Origin of the sequence: Stutzerimonas stutzeri, from assembly GCF_002890895.1 — a bacterium.
In the GTDB taxonomy this organism is placed as follows: domain Bacteria; phylum Pseudomonadota; class Gammaproteobacteria; order Pseudomonadales; family Pseudomonadaceae; genus Stutzerimonas; species Stutzerimonas stutzeri_AB.
In genome coordinates this window covers 307,648-323,062 of the sequence record NZ_POUL01000001.1, presented here as the reverse complement: position 1 = coordinate 323,062, position 15,415 = coordinate 307,648, and the positions used below count along the sequence as shown (strand labels likewise).

The 15,415-nt window shown below is 62.3% G+C and carries 15 protein-coding genes; 10 read left to right on the top strand and 5 right to left on the bottom strand.

Translation table 11 applies throughout. The features are described from left to right. The first annotated feature begins 7 nt into the window (after positions 1-7). Both CXK96_RS01500 and CXK96_RS01495 read left to right on the top strand, forming a co-directional pair. Complete coding sequence (locus tag CXK96_RS01500; RefSeq protein WP_102834737.1) at positions 8-427, top strand: hypothetical protein; 420 nt, start codon at positions 8-10, stop codon at positions 425-427. A gap of 120 nt (positions 428-547) precedes the next feature. Beyond that, positions 548-1,549 (top strand): 2-hydroxyacid dehydrogenase, encoded by a 1,002-nt coding sequence (locus CXK96_RS01495; RefSeq protein ID WP_102834736.1) that lies wholly within the window; start codon positions 548-550, stop codon positions 1,547-1,549. Between the two features lie 53 nt (positions 1,550-1,602). Here the strand turns inward: CXK96_RS01495 and CXK96_RS20680 are convergent, their stop codons facing one another. Next, complete coding sequence (locus CXK96_RS20680; RefSeq protein ID WP_178114586.1) at positions 1,603-1,770, bottom strand: hypothetical protein; 168 nt, start codon at positions 1,768-1,770, stop codon at positions 1,603-1,605. A 207-nt stretch (positions 1,771-1,977) separates the two neighbouring features. Between CXK96_RS20680 and CXK96_RS21135 the strand changes: the two genes are divergently transcribed. Continuing rightward, a complete protein-coding gene (locus CXK96_RS21135) occupies positions 1,978-2,145 on the top strand; it encodes a DUF2973 domain-containing protein (protein ID WP_146030685.1) in 168 nt (55 codons plus the stop codon). Positions 2,146-2,184: 39 nt separating this feature from the next. Here the strand turns inward: CXK96_RS21135 and CXK96_RS01490 are convergent, their stop codons facing one another. Next, entirely contained in the window at positions 2,185-3,210 is a 1,026-nt protein-coding gene (locus tag CXK96_RS01490; RefSeq protein WP_102834735.1) for an AraC family transcriptional regulator, read from the bottom strand. A 9-nt stretch (positions 3,211-3,219) separates the two neighbouring features. After that, positions 3,220-4,134 (bottom strand): GGDEF domain-containing protein, encoded by a 915-nt coding sequence (locus CXK96_RS01485; RefSeq protein WP_102834734.1) that lies wholly within the window; start codon positions 4,132-4,134, stop codon positions 3,220-3,222. Positions 4,135-5,086: 952 nt separating this feature from the next. Between CXK96_RS01485 and CXK96_RS01475 the strand changes: the two genes are divergently transcribed. The 7 genes from CXK96_RS01475 (at position 5,087) to CXK96_RS01445 (ending at position 14,817) form a co-directional block, all read left to right on the top strand. Then, positions 5,087-7,567 carry a TonB-dependent receptor gene (locus CXK96_RS01475; RefSeq protein ID WP_102834732.1) on the top strand — a complete coding sequence of 827 codons (2,481 nt, stop codon included), beginning with the start codon at positions 5,087-5,089 and terminating at the stop codon, positions 7,565-7,567. Positions 7,568-7,662: 95 nt separating this feature from the next. Continuing rightward, positions 7,663-9,594, top strand: coding sequence for a phytase (locus CXK96_RS01470; RefSeq protein WP_102834731.1), 1,932 nt, complete (start codon positions 7,663-7,665; stop codon positions 9,592-9,594). Between the two features lie 94 nt (positions 9,595-9,688). Further along, on the top strand, positions 9,689-10,402 hold the full coding sequence (gene tolQ, locus CXK96_RS01465; protein WP_102835024.1) for a protein TolQ: 714 nt from the start codon (positions 9,689-9,691) through the stop codon (positions 10,400-10,402). A 13-nt stretch (positions 10,403-10,415) separates the two neighbouring features. Further along, a complete protein-coding gene (gene tolR / locus CXK96_RS01460) occupies positions 10,416-10,877 on the top strand; it encodes a protein TolR (protein ID WP_102834730.1) in 462 nt (153 codons plus the stop codon). Continuing rightward, positions 10,874-11,704, top strand: a complete 831-nt coding sequence (locus tag CXK96_RS01455) for a TonB family protein (protein WP_102834729.1) — start codon at positions 10,874-10,876, stop codon at positions 11,702-11,704. The genes tolR and CXK96_RS01455 overlap by 4 nt, the downstream gene beginning before the upstream one ends. 35 nt (positions 11,705-11,739) lie before the next feature. Further along, a complete protein-coding gene (locus tag CXK96_RS01450; protein ID WP_102834728.1) occupies positions 11,740-13,701 on the top strand; it encodes a PhoX family protein in 1,962 nt (653 codons plus the stop codon). Positions 13,702-13,833: 132 nt separating this feature from the next. Continuing rightward, positions 13,834-14,817, top strand: a complete 984-nt coding sequence (locus CXK96_RS01445) for a lipid A deacylase LpxR family protein (protein ID WP_102834727.1) — start codon at positions 13,834-13,836, stop codon at positions 14,815-14,817. A gap of 45 nt (positions 14,818-14,862) precedes the next feature. Here CXK96_RS01445 and CXK96_RS01440 read toward each other — a convergent pair whose 3' ends face one another. Further along, positions 14,863-15,207 (bottom strand): YdbL family protein, encoded by a 345-nt coding sequence (locus CXK96_RS01440; protein ID WP_102834726.1) that lies wholly within the window; start codon positions 15,205-15,207, stop codon positions 14,863-14,865. 8 nt (positions 15,208-15,215) lie between these two features. Next, the gene (locus CXK96_RS01435) at positions 15,216-15,407 is read right to left on the bottom strand and encodes a YnbE family lipoprotein (protein ID WP_073300661.1); all 192 of its coding nucleotides are present in this window, start codon (positions 15,405-15,407) and stop codon (positions 15,216-15,218) included. Positions 15,408-15,415: the final 8 nt, after the last annotated feature.

The following is a 15,415-nucleotide window of genomic DNA, read 5'->3' as shown; positions in this document are numbered from 1 at the left end:
AATGCCCATGAAACGTCGTACGTTGTTGGTTTCATCCGCCGCCGCGCTCGGTCTGGTGGCGGTCGGGTCGGGTGCCTGGGTCTACGAGGACCGCCAGGTCTTTATCCCGCAGCTGCTGCAGCGCTTGGTGGGAACCTTTCAAATGGATCCGGAGGACCAGCGCAAGTTTGTCGATGCAATGGCTAACCACTACGGCTCGGAGAAGCTGACTGCATTGATGGGGTTGTACAAAATTCGTCAGGAAACCGGTGTAGGGACCGCCTACACTGATCTGCGAGTCGATAATTTCGAACGCCGGTTGCTAACGGACTTTATGGTTTCGACTGATTATCTGCGGCAGCAGAACAAGACCAATCCCAAGGTCAACTTTCTTGGCTACCGGTTGCCCTGCAGCAATCCTTATGCCCGGTTCGACGGGCTGGCGTGAGGTCATACAGGCCTTGCCTGTCTCGTTGAAACGGTAGGACGGTTGCCTTTTAGCTTCGTTCGGTAGATCAAGTGACGGGTACCGTCGCCCGCTTATCCCGTTTCGCGAGGAGGCCAGTCCATGCGCATCGCCGTCTTCAGTACCAAACTCTACGACCGCACTTTTCTCGATCAGGCCAACCAGGTGCACCAGCACCAACTGGTCTACCTGGACGCTCGGTTGACTGTTGAAACGGCAGCGTTGGCTTCAGGGTTCAGCGGTGTCTGTGTGTTCGTCAATGACAAGCTCGACCGCGAAGTACTGCAGCTCCTGCACGCCAACGGCACCAGGCTGATCGCCCTGCGCTCGGCCGGCTTCAACAACGTGGACCTTCCAGAGGCAGAGCGGCTAGAGATGACCGTGGTGCGCGTGCCGGCGTACTCGCCGCATGCGGTGGCCGAGCATGCGGTGGCGCTCATCCTGAGCCTCAACCGAATGACCTTTCGGGCCTATAACCGCGTCCGTGAGGGAAACTTTTCTCTCGATGGCCTGCTGGGCTTCGACCTGTACGGCAAGACAGTCGGAGTCATCGGCACCGGCAAGATCGGTCTTATCTTCGCTGACATCATGCGTGGTTTCGGCTGCAGGGTACTGGCCCATGATCCTTTCCCCAGCGCTGATGCAAAGGCGTTCGTCACTTACGTGCCGCTGGAGCAGCTGTTTGAGGAGGCGGACATCATTTCGCTGCACTGCCCACTGACACCCGAAACCCACCATCTGATCGATGACGCTGCAATCGCTCAGATGAAGCAGGGTGTGATGCTGGTCAACACTGGCAGGGGTCGCGTGGTCGATACGCGCGCGGTAATCGATGGCCTGAAGAGCGGAAAGATCGGTCGCCTGGGTCTGGATGTTTACGAAGAAGAGGAAAATCTGTTCTTTCAGGACCTGTCACAGCGGGTCATCAGTGACGACCAGTTCATGCGCCTGACGACCTTTCCCAACGTGTTGATCACGGGACATCAGGCGTTCTTCACGGCTGAAGCGCTGACCAATATTGCCGAGACAACACTGGCTAATATCAGCGCCTTCGAGCAGGGAAGCGGAACCCTGCACCGGGTGACCGTCGACAAGGTTGTGTGACCCACGGTTCTCTTTGGTAGCTGGGGTCGATGGCGATTACGGGTGTGGTTGTATCAGCGAGCGCTCTGCTCGCTGATCAGCATGCCGCAAGCGACTTGATAAACCTGATTCCCTCGTCTGATCGTCAGCGGCGCTCGTTCAGCAATCACTGCGCCGTTGTCGAGCATCCGTTCGATGTGGGTACGCAGTTGATGGTATTGCCTGGTGTATTCCCGATGCATCTGGATCGGCTCCCTCAGGTACGAGTTATTAAGCGTAACGATGCAGATACGACTCGCCAGATACCGGTTGGGTCCTACCGTTTGTCCGAGAATGCACCTGTGCCTTGATCATCAAGGGCCGCTGCGGCAATGGCATTCGCGCAAAATCGCCGGTAGTATCAAAACGCTATCGCGACCGCGACCCTTTACCAAGGATGAGCCAGACGCATGAATCAACAAGCCATACCGGTGCTAATCACTTTTCTCGCAGTTGCCGGCATCGCAGCGCTGTTGCTGCGTCGAGCGCTGACCACCTTGAGTCATCGGCGCGATGCGAATGAAGCACAGGCAACTCAAGCAAAGGTCGCACATCCCGAACTTCGAGCCGACCGATAGCGAGGCAACAGGCGAGGCGCGGCGACACGCCTGGCCGGCTCAGCTCTGGAAAAGCTGGCGCAGGCTGCTAGGCGCCAGACCGGTCCAGCGTTTGAATGAGCGGCGAAAATTGGTGGTGTCGTTGAAGCGCAGGTAACTGGCAACCTCATCGTTGCTGTAGCCCTTCATCTGGTACAGGTACAGCGCTACATGTTTGCGCACCTGATCCAGCTGCTCCTGAAAGCCCGTGCCGTGCTTGTGCAGCTTGCGCTTTAGCGAGGCGGGGCTCATCTCGAAAGCATGGGCGACGCGCTCCAGATTCAACGGCTCGCGAATGTTCCCATACAGATAGTCATACAGCTGATCGATAAAGCTGCCAGGCCAGCCAAGACTTTCCAGCTGCGCGCAACTCGCCTGATACGCGACCTGTCCGGCGGTGGCTGAGGCGCCAGGCCACGGCTTGTACAGATATTCCAGCGGCAGGCTCATCATGGTCATCTGACTGGCGAACGTCAGCTGCTCGCCCAGGTGCACCCAGTACTGCTCGACATGCCGCGGTTGCGGGTAGGCGAGGTGGAAGCGCCACGGCAGGCGCTCGCCGGATAGGCGTCTGCTCATTGCAACCACGGCTGTCAGGCTGGCCTCGGTGAGAAATCGCTGCTGATCACCGGAACCACAGCTGTCGGTCCAGTACAGGTATGCCTGCTGCTCGTCGAACACCACTCGGGGCGTCAGCAGCGGACTGAGCAGCGCGCGGAATCGCTGCAGTTGTTCCAGCGCCTGTTGCAACGTGCAGGCATGGGTCAGTGCGTGGCTCACCTCGCCGTAGTGGCCGGGCAGCAAACGCTGGCCCAACAGAAAGCTGCTGTCGTCCACCCCAAGCAAGCGCTGCGCGTTTCCAATCAGGGCCAGAAACTGCAGAGGACTGATCCGCGCCTGGCCGCCCACGACGTCTTCATAGAACAGCCCACTGCCGCGCAGTAATTGGTGGCTGTCGATGCCTCGTGACAACGCCAGATCAATCAGTACGGCTGGCTGGTGATGTGCCGCGATAAAGCGTGTATCGCAATCGTAACCGGGAGTCATGGCCCTTCCTCAGGCGCAGCGCGAAAGCTGCTGCTTGGTTTTGGCCAGGTTCAGGTTGAGGCGCTTGAGCAGCTGTTCGGCATCCTCGTTGAAGGCCATCACCGTGCCGGTGCTGGCATGCAGGTGTACCCGTTCGCCGTGCTGCGCGGTTTTGTGCGCCAGGCTGGCCACGGCCTGCTGCAGTTCATCCGCGATCACTCGGGCCTGGGTCTCGCCCGTGTTCGGCAACACCGCGACGAAGCGATCTCCGGCCAGGCGGCAGAGCAGGTCCTGGCGACGCAGGTTGAGTAACAGCAGCTGCGCCATGGCCTGCAGTACCGCATCGCCCTCGGCCTGGCCGTAGCGCTGGTTGATGGCGTTGAAATCGTCCAGGTCCACGACCACCAGCGACAGCGGCTGCTGTTCCGCCTGGGCGTGACCGAGCGCCTGCTGTACCTGCTGGCGCAGATATTCCGCAGCGCCTAATGGGGTGAGCTTGTCGAACAGGCGGTGCTCGCGGAAGCCTTTCTCGCGCTTGCTCATCTGCTGATTTATGGCGCGTTGTTCCTGATTGAGGTGGTAGATGCCTAGGGTCAGCAGCAGCAGGCCGACGGGCATCGGCGCGGTCTCCAGCCAGTTGTCCCAGATCGCCAGTTCCGGCAGCTGGATGAATTCGTCCAGAGTGTCCATCCACCAGGAGAAGAACACGCACGCCAGGCCCAGCGCCAGCAATCGGGTCACACGGCCGGCCGGGCGACTGTGCAGCAGCATGATCAGCCAGGCCAGCGCGAGCACGGCCGAGCCGCCTTCGCCGGCGACGTCCATCCAGTTGATGTCGGCCCAGGGCTTGATCTGGCCGGTCGCTAGGTAGACCTGCAGACCGAAATTGGCGGCGAAGGCGAGGCCGAGCAGGGTGAGGGTGTGGAGTTTGAGCAGGGATTTCATCGGGTCTCCGTGGCGAGGCGCGCGCCAGTGCGTGAGGGCACGGAAACAGATGAATGTGACGGTTGGATGAATGGGGTGGGGGTTGAATTGGCTCAGGGTTTTTAAGGATAGATTCAAAGGCGGCGCAGCTCAGGTTCAGCGTTAGGCTTATTGGTGAGTGGGCTGAGAGCTTGGTTTCGCCCTGCTGGGCGAGTCCCTTTTGGCAGTCGCCGGATGGCCGGCCCCGCCCAAACGAACCAAAAGGTCTTGCCCCTGCATCCGGGTCTCGCTTCGCTCGACTTCCCTCATTTCATCCGCGCTCCGGGGGGCCGGCGTAAAGGGCCATCCATGGCCCTTTACGCCTCTCGCGGCATCCATGCCGCTCGCTCCCCTCCGCGCGGATTCCATTCGGCCTCCTGAAAGGGGCGTTCGGCGGCGTCTGATGGCTCGCTTTGTCAGTAAAGAAGCAAAGCGTGGTTCTTTGGCTGTTTAAAAACTTTCAGACAACTCGGATCCGATTCCCCTTCAGGAGGCCGAGCGTAGGTGCTGCGCAGGGGGACGCGAGGCATGGATGCCGAGCGAGGAGTGATGGGACATGGATGTCCCTTCGCGACGACCCCCGGAGCAGCGCCGGAGGGAGGGAAGTTTTGCGTAGCAAAACCCGGATGTAGGGGTGGCCTTCTTTTTGGTTACTTTTTCTTGGCCACACAAGAAAAAGTGACTCGCCCAGCAGGGCGAAGTCAGCGTCCAGAACCGCGCGACAACGAGCAGCGGCACGAACCTCTACCTCACACACGCCTCACCCGACCCACCAAACCAGGTCATATCAGCTCAACTCCTCCCCAAAACCACCCCAATAAGCCCCCGCTGGCGCCCCAGCCCCACCCCCTGTCACAGAACTGCCATATCCTGACCCTACCGTCCGCTGCAGTTCCGGGATGGACCCGGTAATCAGCGTTCGGGGGATTTGTTCATGAGCACATACCGCAGCGGCATCCGCCATGCAGGGTTCCGCATCAGCCTGCTGGCCCTGGCCATCAGCGCCGGTTCGGCCTGGGCCGAGGAGCCGCTTGTCATGGAGCACGTCGAGGTGATCGGCCAAGCCGTCAGCCTCGACGAAGCATTGAAGGAACAACGCAACTCCGACAGCGTGAAGAGCGTGGTCCATGCCGACGGTATCGGCCAGTTGCCAGACGACAACGCCGCCGAAGCCTTGCAGCGCATCCCTGGGCTTTCGGTCGAGCGCGACCAGGGCGAAGGCCGCTTTGTCAGCGTACGCGGCATCGCGCCGGACCTGAACAGCGTCACTATCAACGGCACCCTGGTGCCCTCGCCAGAAAGCGGCCGTCGCGCCGTGGCGCTGGACGTGCTGCCCTCCGAACTCGTGCAGTCGCTCTCGGTGGTCAAGACGCTGACCCCGGACATGGACGCCAACTCCCTCGGCGGCACCATCGAGGTGGAAAGCCTGTCAGCGTTCGACCACGACGGATTGTTCTACAGCCTCAGCACCGAAGGCAGCTACGACGAGAACGTCGGCAAGACCAGTCCCAAGTTCTCCGGTGCGTTCAGCAACCGCTTCAGCCTCGGGGATGGCGTGGACAACTTCGGTGTCGCCGCCGCCCTGAGCTGGCAGGAGCGTGACTTCGGCTCCGACAACGTCGAAACCGGCGGTAAGTGGGATTTCGAGGACGGCGCCCGGTTGGAGGAGTTCGAGCAGCGCGACTACGAGATCACCCGCGAACGCGCCGGGGTCGGCCTGAACTTCGACTACCAGCCCGACGATTTCAGCAGCTACTACCTGCGCACCCTCTATAGCCGCTTCAAGGACACCGAAACCCGCAATGCCGCCGGGGTCGAGTTCGACGACGCGCAACTGGCCGGCGAGCTGGGCGATGCCGAGGGCTGGCGCGAGATCAAGTCCCGCGAGGAAACCCAGACCATCCAATCCTACGTGTTCGGCGGCGAACGGATGATGGGCCTGTGGACCCTTAGCGGACAGGCCGGCTACAGCGAGGCACGTGAGCGCAACCCGGGCGGCATTTCCAGCGCGACCTTCGAAGGCGACTTCGCTGACGTAGGTTTTTCCAGTACCACTAAGCCGCGTCTGACTGTCGATCCGACCTTCTACGATCCTGCCAGCTTCGAGCTCGACGAGGTGGAGTGGGAGGAGAGCGACGCTCGCGACAAGGAGAAGAACATCCGCCTGGATCTCGCCCGCGAGTACGACATCCAGGGCTACGCGTCGCAGTTCAAATTCGGCGGCAAGCTGAGCCGTCGTGACAAGACCAACGACGTCGATGTCTGGGCCTACGATGACTTCGATGACCTGACTCTGGCTGACTACCAGCACGGGACCGTCGACTACAGCCTCGATCGCTTCGGCCAGGGCATCAGCGCCGGTGCCCTTGAAGGTCTCATTGGTGGTCTGGACGCGAGCGCTTTCCGGGACGAAGAAGAGTCGCGCATCGGCGACTTCGACATGAACGAAGACATCAACGCCGCCTACTTCATGAACACTCTGGACCTGGACAAGTGGCGCATCATCGCCGGCTTGCGTTACGAGGGCACCGAGTTCAGCGCCAAGGGCACCGGCATACGCGAGGGCGAGTTCGAATCCATTTCCAGCGATAACCGCTACGACCATTGGCTACCCGGCCTGCACGCGCGCTATCAACTGACGGACGACACCCTTCTGCGCGCCGCCTGGACCAACACCGTGGTGCGTCCCACCTTCGAGCAGCTTGCGCCCGGTTTCATCATCGATGGCGACGAAGCGGAGTTCGGCAATCCCGACCTCAAGCCGCTGGAGTCGATGAACTACGACCTCGGCATCGAGCACTACATGGGCCGAGCGGGCGCTGTGTCGGCGTATCTGTTCTACAAGGACATCGATAATTTCATCTACAACACCGACGTGGCTGGCACGGGGCAGTGGGCCGGCTTTGACGAGGCGCTGAGCTACGAGAATGGCAGCAGCGCCAAGCTCTACGGTGTCGAGTTGTCCTACTCGCAGAAGCTCGATTGGCTGCCGGCGCCCTGGAACGGCGTGTTGCTCGGTGCCAACGCCACCCTCAGCAAGTCCGACGCGGATATCGAAGGGCAGGACAGCAGTCGCAGCATCGACCTGCCGAACCACTCCGATACGGTCGGCAACCTGATGGTTGGCTGGGAAAACGACGTCTTCAACATGCGGCTGGCAGCCAACTACAAGTCCGAATACCTGGCCGAGGTGTCCGGCATCGATGACGAGGCGCATGACCTCTACGCCGACGAGCAGCTGTTTCTCGACTTCAAAGCCGGCTACTTCATCACGCCGAACCTGCAGGTGACGTTCGAGGCGCTGAACCTCACCGACGAGTCCTACTTCGTCTACACCGGGCGCAGCAACTACAACGCCCAGTACGAAGAGTACGGCCCGACCTACAAGCTCGGCCTGACCCTGACGCATTTCTGATCGCGACCCTTACCGACTTCACTTTTACGCCGCCCCGGCACCGCTCCGTTCCCCTTCGGACCCGTGCCGGTCAGCGGCTGCTAAATGGAAAAACCATGGACGTAACTTCGTTTAAACCCTTGTGGCTGAGCCTTTGCGTTGCGCTGGCCGCCTGTCAGTCCGGAGCCGGTCAGCCAGCTGCCAACCAGGCCGCACTGCACCTGAGCACAGCGAGCGCCGCACCCTTGGATGCTGAAAGTGCCCAGCTGATCGGCACCGATAAGTTCTGGCCGGGCGCTTCGCAGCTGCTGGTTCGGCCGGATTCGCGCGGCGTGGAGCTGCTGGACGCCCAGGGAGCGCCACTTAGTGCGTTGAAAGGCCGCTTCGAGGGGCTGGATCATCGTGCTAGCGAGGAGGGCTTGCTGGTCGCCACGCTCGACCGCAAGCGTCAGCAGGCCGTGCTGCTCGGGCTCGATCGCCAGCATCGGTGGAGCCAGCCGCTGTACGTGCCGAAGACAGACTTCGCCATCGAGGGGTTGTGCCTGTATCGCGACGCCGGGCGCAATGGCTACCTGTTTCTGATCGGTGAGGATGGCATCGGCGAGCAATGGCTGGTGGCGGCAGGGCAGAAGTTGCTGGCGGCGCCGCAGCGCGTACGGGGCCTGAGCCTGCCACCGGAAAGCAGCTACTGCCAGGTCGATGACCAGACCGGCGAGTTGGTGGTGAACGAGGAAAACGTCGGCTTCTGGCGTTATGCCGCCGACGTCGAAGCGCCGTTGCTGCGCCAGCCCGTGGACATCGTGCAGCCGTTCGGCGGCATCGCCGAAGCCGCTGCCGGCATGGCGCTGGTGCCGGGCGGCATGCTGGCGCTGGATCCGGAGGTGGGTGCATTGCACCTGTATCGGCGCGATGGCGATGCCTGGCGCAGCCATCAGGTGATTGCGCTGGACGGGTTCGACGAACCGGAGCAGGTCAGTGCCCGCGTCACGCCGGCCGGCCTCGATCTTTTGTTGACTGATGAGCGTGGCGTGCATCGCTCGCAGCTGGATTGGCAACCCCAAGCGCCGGCCGCAACGCCGGTGATCCCGATGCTGCCTGCGATGGTGCAGACCGATCCGGTGCCGCATCTCGGCGATGCGGCGGATGATCCGGCGATCTGGGTCAATCCGACCGATTCGGCACGCAGCCGTGTGCTTGGCACCGACAAGAAAGGCGGGCTGGCTGTTTACGACCTGACCGGCAAGCAGCTGCAGTACTTGCCGGTAGGGCGGTTGAACAATGTCGATGTACGCTCCGGCTTCGCCCTCGGCGGCAATCGGGTCGATCTGGCGGTTGCGAGCAATCGTGATCACAACAGCCTGCACCTGTTCGCCATCGATCCGCGCAGTGGCGAGGTCAGCGGCATCGGTGAGACCGACACGCCGTTCAGTGAAATCTACGGCCTGTGCCTGTTCAAGGACCCTCAGGGCGTGATTCATGCCATCGCCAACGACAAGGACGGCACCTTCCGGCAGTACCGCCTCGACGGTTCCAGCGGCTCGCCGCGAGGGGTGCTGGTGCGGGAGTTCAAGGTCGCCAGCCAGCCCGAGGGTTGCGTGGCCAATGACCGCACTCAACGGCTTTTCGTGGGCGAGGAAGACGAGGCGGTCTGGACGCTGGATCTGCGCAGCGATGCGTCGGCGAAGCTGGAGAAGGTCATCGGTGTAGGCGGCCCGCTGCATGACGATGTTGAGGGGCTGGCGCTCTACCAGGGCGAGAAGGCCGATTACCTGGTGATCTCGAGCCAGGGCAACGACAGCTACCTGGTGCTCGATGCACAAGCACCCTATGGCGTGCGCGGCGCCTTCCGCGTCGGCCTGAATGCCGAGCGCGGCATCGACGGTGCCTCGGAGACCGATGGCCTGGAGGTTACTTCGGCCAATCTCGGCGGAGCCTGGAGTCGCGGCATGCTGGTGGTGCAAGACGGCCGCAAGCGAATGCCCGAGGGCGCCCAGAACTACAAGTACGTGCCGTGGACGGCGATCGCCGAAGCGCTGGGGCTGGACTGACCCTGGCGTGAACCTGTCGGGTTACGCCGCGATGTCATCGAAACGTAACCCCAATGCAATCCAATGAGCGCCGTTGCATGGGACGGCCGGAGGAATACAGATGCAAAGCGAACACATGTCGGTCTTGGGCCTGATCAGCGAAGCCAGCCTGGTGGTGCAGTTGGTGATGGCGACCCTAGTATTGGCGTCCGTCGCCAGCTGGTACCTGATCATCCAACGCGGCGCCGCGCTGCGCCGCACCGAACGGCTGCTGAAAAGCTTTCTGCAGCGCTTTCGCAGTGGCGGCGAACTCAGCCAGCTCTATCGCGAGGGCAATGAGCAGTCGCTCCCCCGCGAAGCGGCGTTGCAGCGCATTTTTCTCGCAGGCTACCAGGAGTTCAGCCAGTTGCAGCGCCAGCCGGGTATCGCCCCCGAAGCCGTGATCGAAGGCGTCGAGCGCAGTCTGTACGTGGCCATCGCCGAGCAGGAAGAGCGGCTGGAAAGCGGCCTGCAGTTCCTCGCCACGGTCGGCTCGGTCAGCCCTTACATCGGCCTGTTCGGCACCGTCTGGGGGATCATGAATTCCTTCCTCGGGCTGTCCATGGTGCAGCAGGCGACGCTGTCCACCGTCGCGCCGGGCATCGCCGAAGCATTGATCGCCACGGCCATCGGTTTGTTTGCCGCGATTCCGGCGGTGATGGCCTACAACCGCTTCTCCGCCCGTGGCCAGACGCTCAGTGCTCGTTACTACAGCTTCGCCAACGAACTGCAGGCGCGGCTGCATCGCCGGCTGCATGCCGGGTCGCCGAGCATCGCCGCAGCCGCCTGAAAGGAGCCTCGCTATGCTGGTTAAACCGCAGCGCAAAAACGGCCCGAAGGCCGAAATGAACGTGGTGCCCTACATCGATGTGATGCTGGTATTGCTGGTGATCTTCATGGTCACCGCGCCGATGCTGGTGCAGGGCGTGAAGATCGAGCTGCCCAAGGTCGCCGCCGAGGCGATGCCTACCGAGAACGAGCGGCAGATCCTCACGCTGTCGGTAAAGGCCGACGGCGGCTTCTACTGGAACCTGGGCAGCGAGTTGAACGCCGAGGACCAGACCGACAGCGCCATCGACCTTGAGGAAATGCGCGAGAAGGTCGCAGCGATCATCGCCGAGCGCGGCGACACCCAGGTCTACGTGCGCGCCGATGATGCCGCGGACTATGGCCGCGTGGTGGCTGGCATCGCCGAGCTGCAGCGCGGCGGGGTGGTCAATCTCGGCCTGATCACCGAGGCGCCACCCGGGCAGCCCGCACCATGAGCAGCTTGAGCATGCCGCTGCCAAGCAGCTTTCCGGTGGCTCGACCGCAATGGCGCAGCCATGCCAGCGCGGCGACGGTGACGATCGCGTTGCATGCCGCGGTGCTCGGTCTGTTGCTGCACGGCTGGACGCCCGAACTGACGCCGCCCGGCTCCACACAGGTGCTCAAGACCCAGCTGGTCAGCCTGCCCAAGCCGCAGCCGAAACTCGAGGCGCCAGTCGAACCTGGACCTGCGCCCGAGCCGGTCGAGGCAGCCATCGAGCCGGTGCTCGAGGAACCGCAGGTGGATCCACGAATCGAACAGCATCGGCTCGAACAGGCCGAGCTGGCATTCAAGCGGGCCGAGCAGAAAAAGCATGAAGAGGCGGCGCGCCTGGAGCAGCAACGTCTACGCGACGAGCAGCTCGAGCAAAAACGCCAGCGTGAGCGGCAGGAACGGCTCGAAGCTGAGCGCCGCGAGCAGCTGGTGCGCGAGGCGCAACAGCGCGAACAGGCTGCGCAGCAGGCCCAAGCGGCAGCGGAACGGGCGCGACAGGCTGAGGCCGCTGCGGCTGCAAGCCGCCAGTACCTGCCCATCGCCAAGGACGCACCCGACTACCCCTCGCGTGCGTTGGACAAGGGGATTGAAGGCACTTGCACCGTGAGCTATGCGGTTAACCCGCAGGGGCGGATCGAAAACCCGAGGGCCCTCGAGGATTGCCACCCGCTGTTTATCCGGCCATCGCTGACGGCGGCGAAAAGCTTTCGCTATCAGCCGCGTATTGTTGAGGGTCGTGCTGTGACCGTTCCCGAAGTAAAGAACACCTTTCATTACCGCATCCAGTGATGCGAAGCAGACCCATTTGCCAGACGAGCCAGTGAATGAAACAGGACTTTCAGAATTTCCACGCCAACCTTTCCGCCCTGGACGATCAGGCCATCAACCCCAGCGCGAATCCCTCGCTAGGGCAGCTGGTCGATCAGGGGCGGCGTAACCTGCTCAAGGGCGGCATGGGCCTCGCCGCGCTGGGTTTTCTCGGCGGCGCGCTGAGTGCCTGTCGTAGCGCCGGACAGTCGCATTCGCTGATCGGTTTCGCCGGGATTCCTACCCAGCTCGACCCAACATTCGACAGTGTGCAGGTCGCGCCGGGCTACAGCGCGCGCACCTTCTTTTCCTGGGGCGACGCCGTGCTGGCCGACGCGCCAGCGTGGAATCCGGATGCCAGCGATGACTGGCAGGCCCAGCTCAAACAGGCCGGCGACAACCATGACGGCATGCATTTCTTTCCGTTCCCCGATGCGCCTGACAGCCATGGCCTGCTGGTGATCAACCACGAATACGTCAACCCGCCGTTGCACCCCTACGGCATGACCTTCACCGACGGCAAGCGCCCGCTGGACGAGGTACGCAAGGAGCAGGCGGCCCACGGCCTGAGCATCATCGAGGTGAAGAAGGATGCCGAGGGCGAGTGGCAGCGGGTCATGCCGTCGCGCTACAACCGCCGGCTCTCGGCGATGACGCCCATGGCTGTTGGCGGTCCGTTGGCCGGCCACGAGGCGCTGAAGACCTTTGCCGACCCGAGCGGACGCGAGATCATCGGCACGGTCAACAATTGCTCCAGCGGCTTTACGCCCTGGGGCACCTACCTGATCTGCGAAGAGAACTGGCACAACTACTTCGTCAACCATGACGCGGCCGACCTGGCCAAGCGCAGGTCGCACAAGCGCTACGGCATCGCCGGCGAAGGCTTGAGCAAGCTCTACGGCTGGGAAACCGCCGACGAGCGCTTCAACGCCACCCCGGACCCGACGCAACCCCACGGCGGCTATGTGAATGAACCGAACCGCTTTGGTTGGGTGGTCGAGGTCGACCCGTTCGACCCGCAGAGCAAACCGGTCAAGCGCACCGCTTTTGGCCGCTACTGCCGCGAATGCTCGGTGCTCTCACTGGGTGAAGACGGCCGCATGGCGTTCTACTCAGGCGACGACACCAAGGGCGAGTACGTCTACAAGTTCGTCCCCGCCGGCCGCTACGTGCCGGGCGCCGATCAGGCCAACCGCCAGTTGCTCGACAGCGGCACGCTGTACGTGGCGCGCTTCAATGCCGATGGCAGCGGTGAATGGCTGGCGCTGGTCCACGGCCAGAACGGGCTCACCGTCGAGAATGGATTCACCGATCAGGCCGAGGTGCTGCTCAATGCGCGTGCCGCTGCTGACCAGGCGGGCGCGACGCCCATGGACCGACCCGAGTGGGTTGCAGTGCACCCGCGCAGCCGCGAGGTCTACGTGACGCTCACCAACAACGACAACCGTGGAGTCAAGTGGCCAACCGACAAGGCCAACCCAAGGCCAGTCAACCTGCACGGGCAGATTCTGCGTTGGAACGAGAAAGACGCCGACCCGACCGCCACCGCCTTTACCTGGGAAATCTTTCTACTGGCCGGCGAACAACCAGGCGCCAAGGATGCCAGCGGCCAGCCGGTGCCACCCAACCTCACCGGTACGATCAACGGCGACATCTTCTCCTCGCCGGATGGCCTGGCATTCGACGAAGCAGGGCGGCTGTGGATCGAAACCGACTACGGCGACGAAGAGGCCGCGATGCAGGCCATGGGCACCAACCAGCTGCTCTGTGCCGACCCGCATACGCGTGAAGTCAGACGCTTTCTGGTCGGCCCACGCGGTTGTGAAATCACGGGTATTACCTGGAGTCCGGATTACCGCGCCATGTGGATCAATATCCAACACCCCGAGCTGAGCTTCCCAGCCAGCGATGGCAAGACGCGCCCTCGTTCTTCCACGGTGCTCATCACCAAAAATGACGGGGGCGTCATCGGAACCTGATGCGCTCCTTTACAGGCGGCCATCCATGCCGTTGCGCATCTCGTGCACCGCGCTCACGCTGAACGTTTAACCTGCGGCCCGGCTCTAACAGGCTGATACATACCTGTTTGCATGTAACCAAGGAGCCGGGTCATGGCTATTTCGCAGCTGCGCACACGCGTGTCCCTCGCCGTCATTGTTTCTTGTACGCCGCTGGTGAGCCAGGCGGGCCTGTACTCGCTGAAAATCGAAAACGACATTTTTGCTTCTGACGATGGCCACTACACCAACGGCTTCGAACTGATGCGCTCGTTCAAGCCCGACGCCGATCACTGGTCGCGACGGTTCGCAGAGGCGATGCCAGGTTGGGAGGCAGAGGAGGTCGACAACATCGCCTATCGGCTTGGTCATCAACTCTATACGCCGGACAACATCAGGCGTGCGGAGCTGATCGAGGATGACCGTCCCTATGCTGCGCTGCTGTTTGCCGGCATGTCGATCTTCTCGGATGACCAACACGAGGGTTGGCGCGGCGCCAGTGGGTTGCATCTGGACATCGGTATCGTCGGCCCGGCGGCCGGTGGCGAGAAAATTCAGCGCCGGGTCCATGAAATCACCAATAGCGACGACCCGCGCGGCTGGGACAACCAGCTGCGCAACGAACCCTTCGTCAACCTCGCTTACCAGTACCGCTGGTGGCAGCAGCAACGCCTTGCCGGGCTGGAATTCGAATACGGCCCGAGTGCCGGTTTCGCGCTGGGCAATCTCTACACCTATGGTTCTGCCGGGTTCGGTTTGCGCATCGGGCAGCGGCTGGAGCGCAGCTTCAGCATTCCGGCCGTGGCGCCCGCCCAGAGTGGCAGTATGTTTTTTGATCAGGGCGGCGGCTTCGCCTGGAGCCTGTTCGCGGACGTCGAGGGGCGCTACATGGCGCAGAACATGTTGCTCGAAGGCAATACGTTCAAGGACAGCCACTCGGTAGACCCAAACGAGTGGGTCGGCGATGCCAAAGCAGGCGTCGCGCTGACCTGGAACAGTTGGCAATTGGCTTTCGCCAGGGTCTGGCGCACCCGTGAATTCAACGGGCAAGACGAGCACGATCAGTTCGGATCGCTGACGGTTTCGACCTGGTTCTAAAGTCGAAAAGAAACGGGGTGCGGATGCACCCCGCGGAGGCTTCGCTTACTTTTTGATCCAGTTGCCGTTCAGCTGAATGATCTGTCCAGCTGGGGTTTTCTCGATAGCCTTTTTGCCCGCAATGGCCTCGACGTCAGCGACACCGATGCCATTCTTCTGCGCCAGGCGATAGTACTCGGCGCGCCGCGCCTGGTTGATCTGGCTGGCGATTTCTTCAGCCTGGCCGCCACTCTGCACCACGCCCAGATAGCCGTCGGGCTTTTCGCCGAGCTGGCCGCTGGCCTTGGCTTGGCCGAGCGCGGACATGGCTTCGTTGAGTGTCATGGCCGCGGCCGGCAGGGCGAGGCACAGCGCCAGCAGCAGGGTTCCGAATTTCAGATAGGTCTTCATAACGCTCCTCAGAACAGGCCGCTGTCTTCATTGATGATCGAGTCGAGCTGCTTGTCGACCTTGATGTAGATCTCGTGCTCGATTTTCACGTTGAGGTTGATGTTGATTGGCTCGTTGGGCACGGCGAGCTCTACGCGTGGCGTACAGGCGCTGGCGAGGAGGGCGAGCAGTAAAATGCTGATCGGGTGGGGCAACCGCATGACGGCAT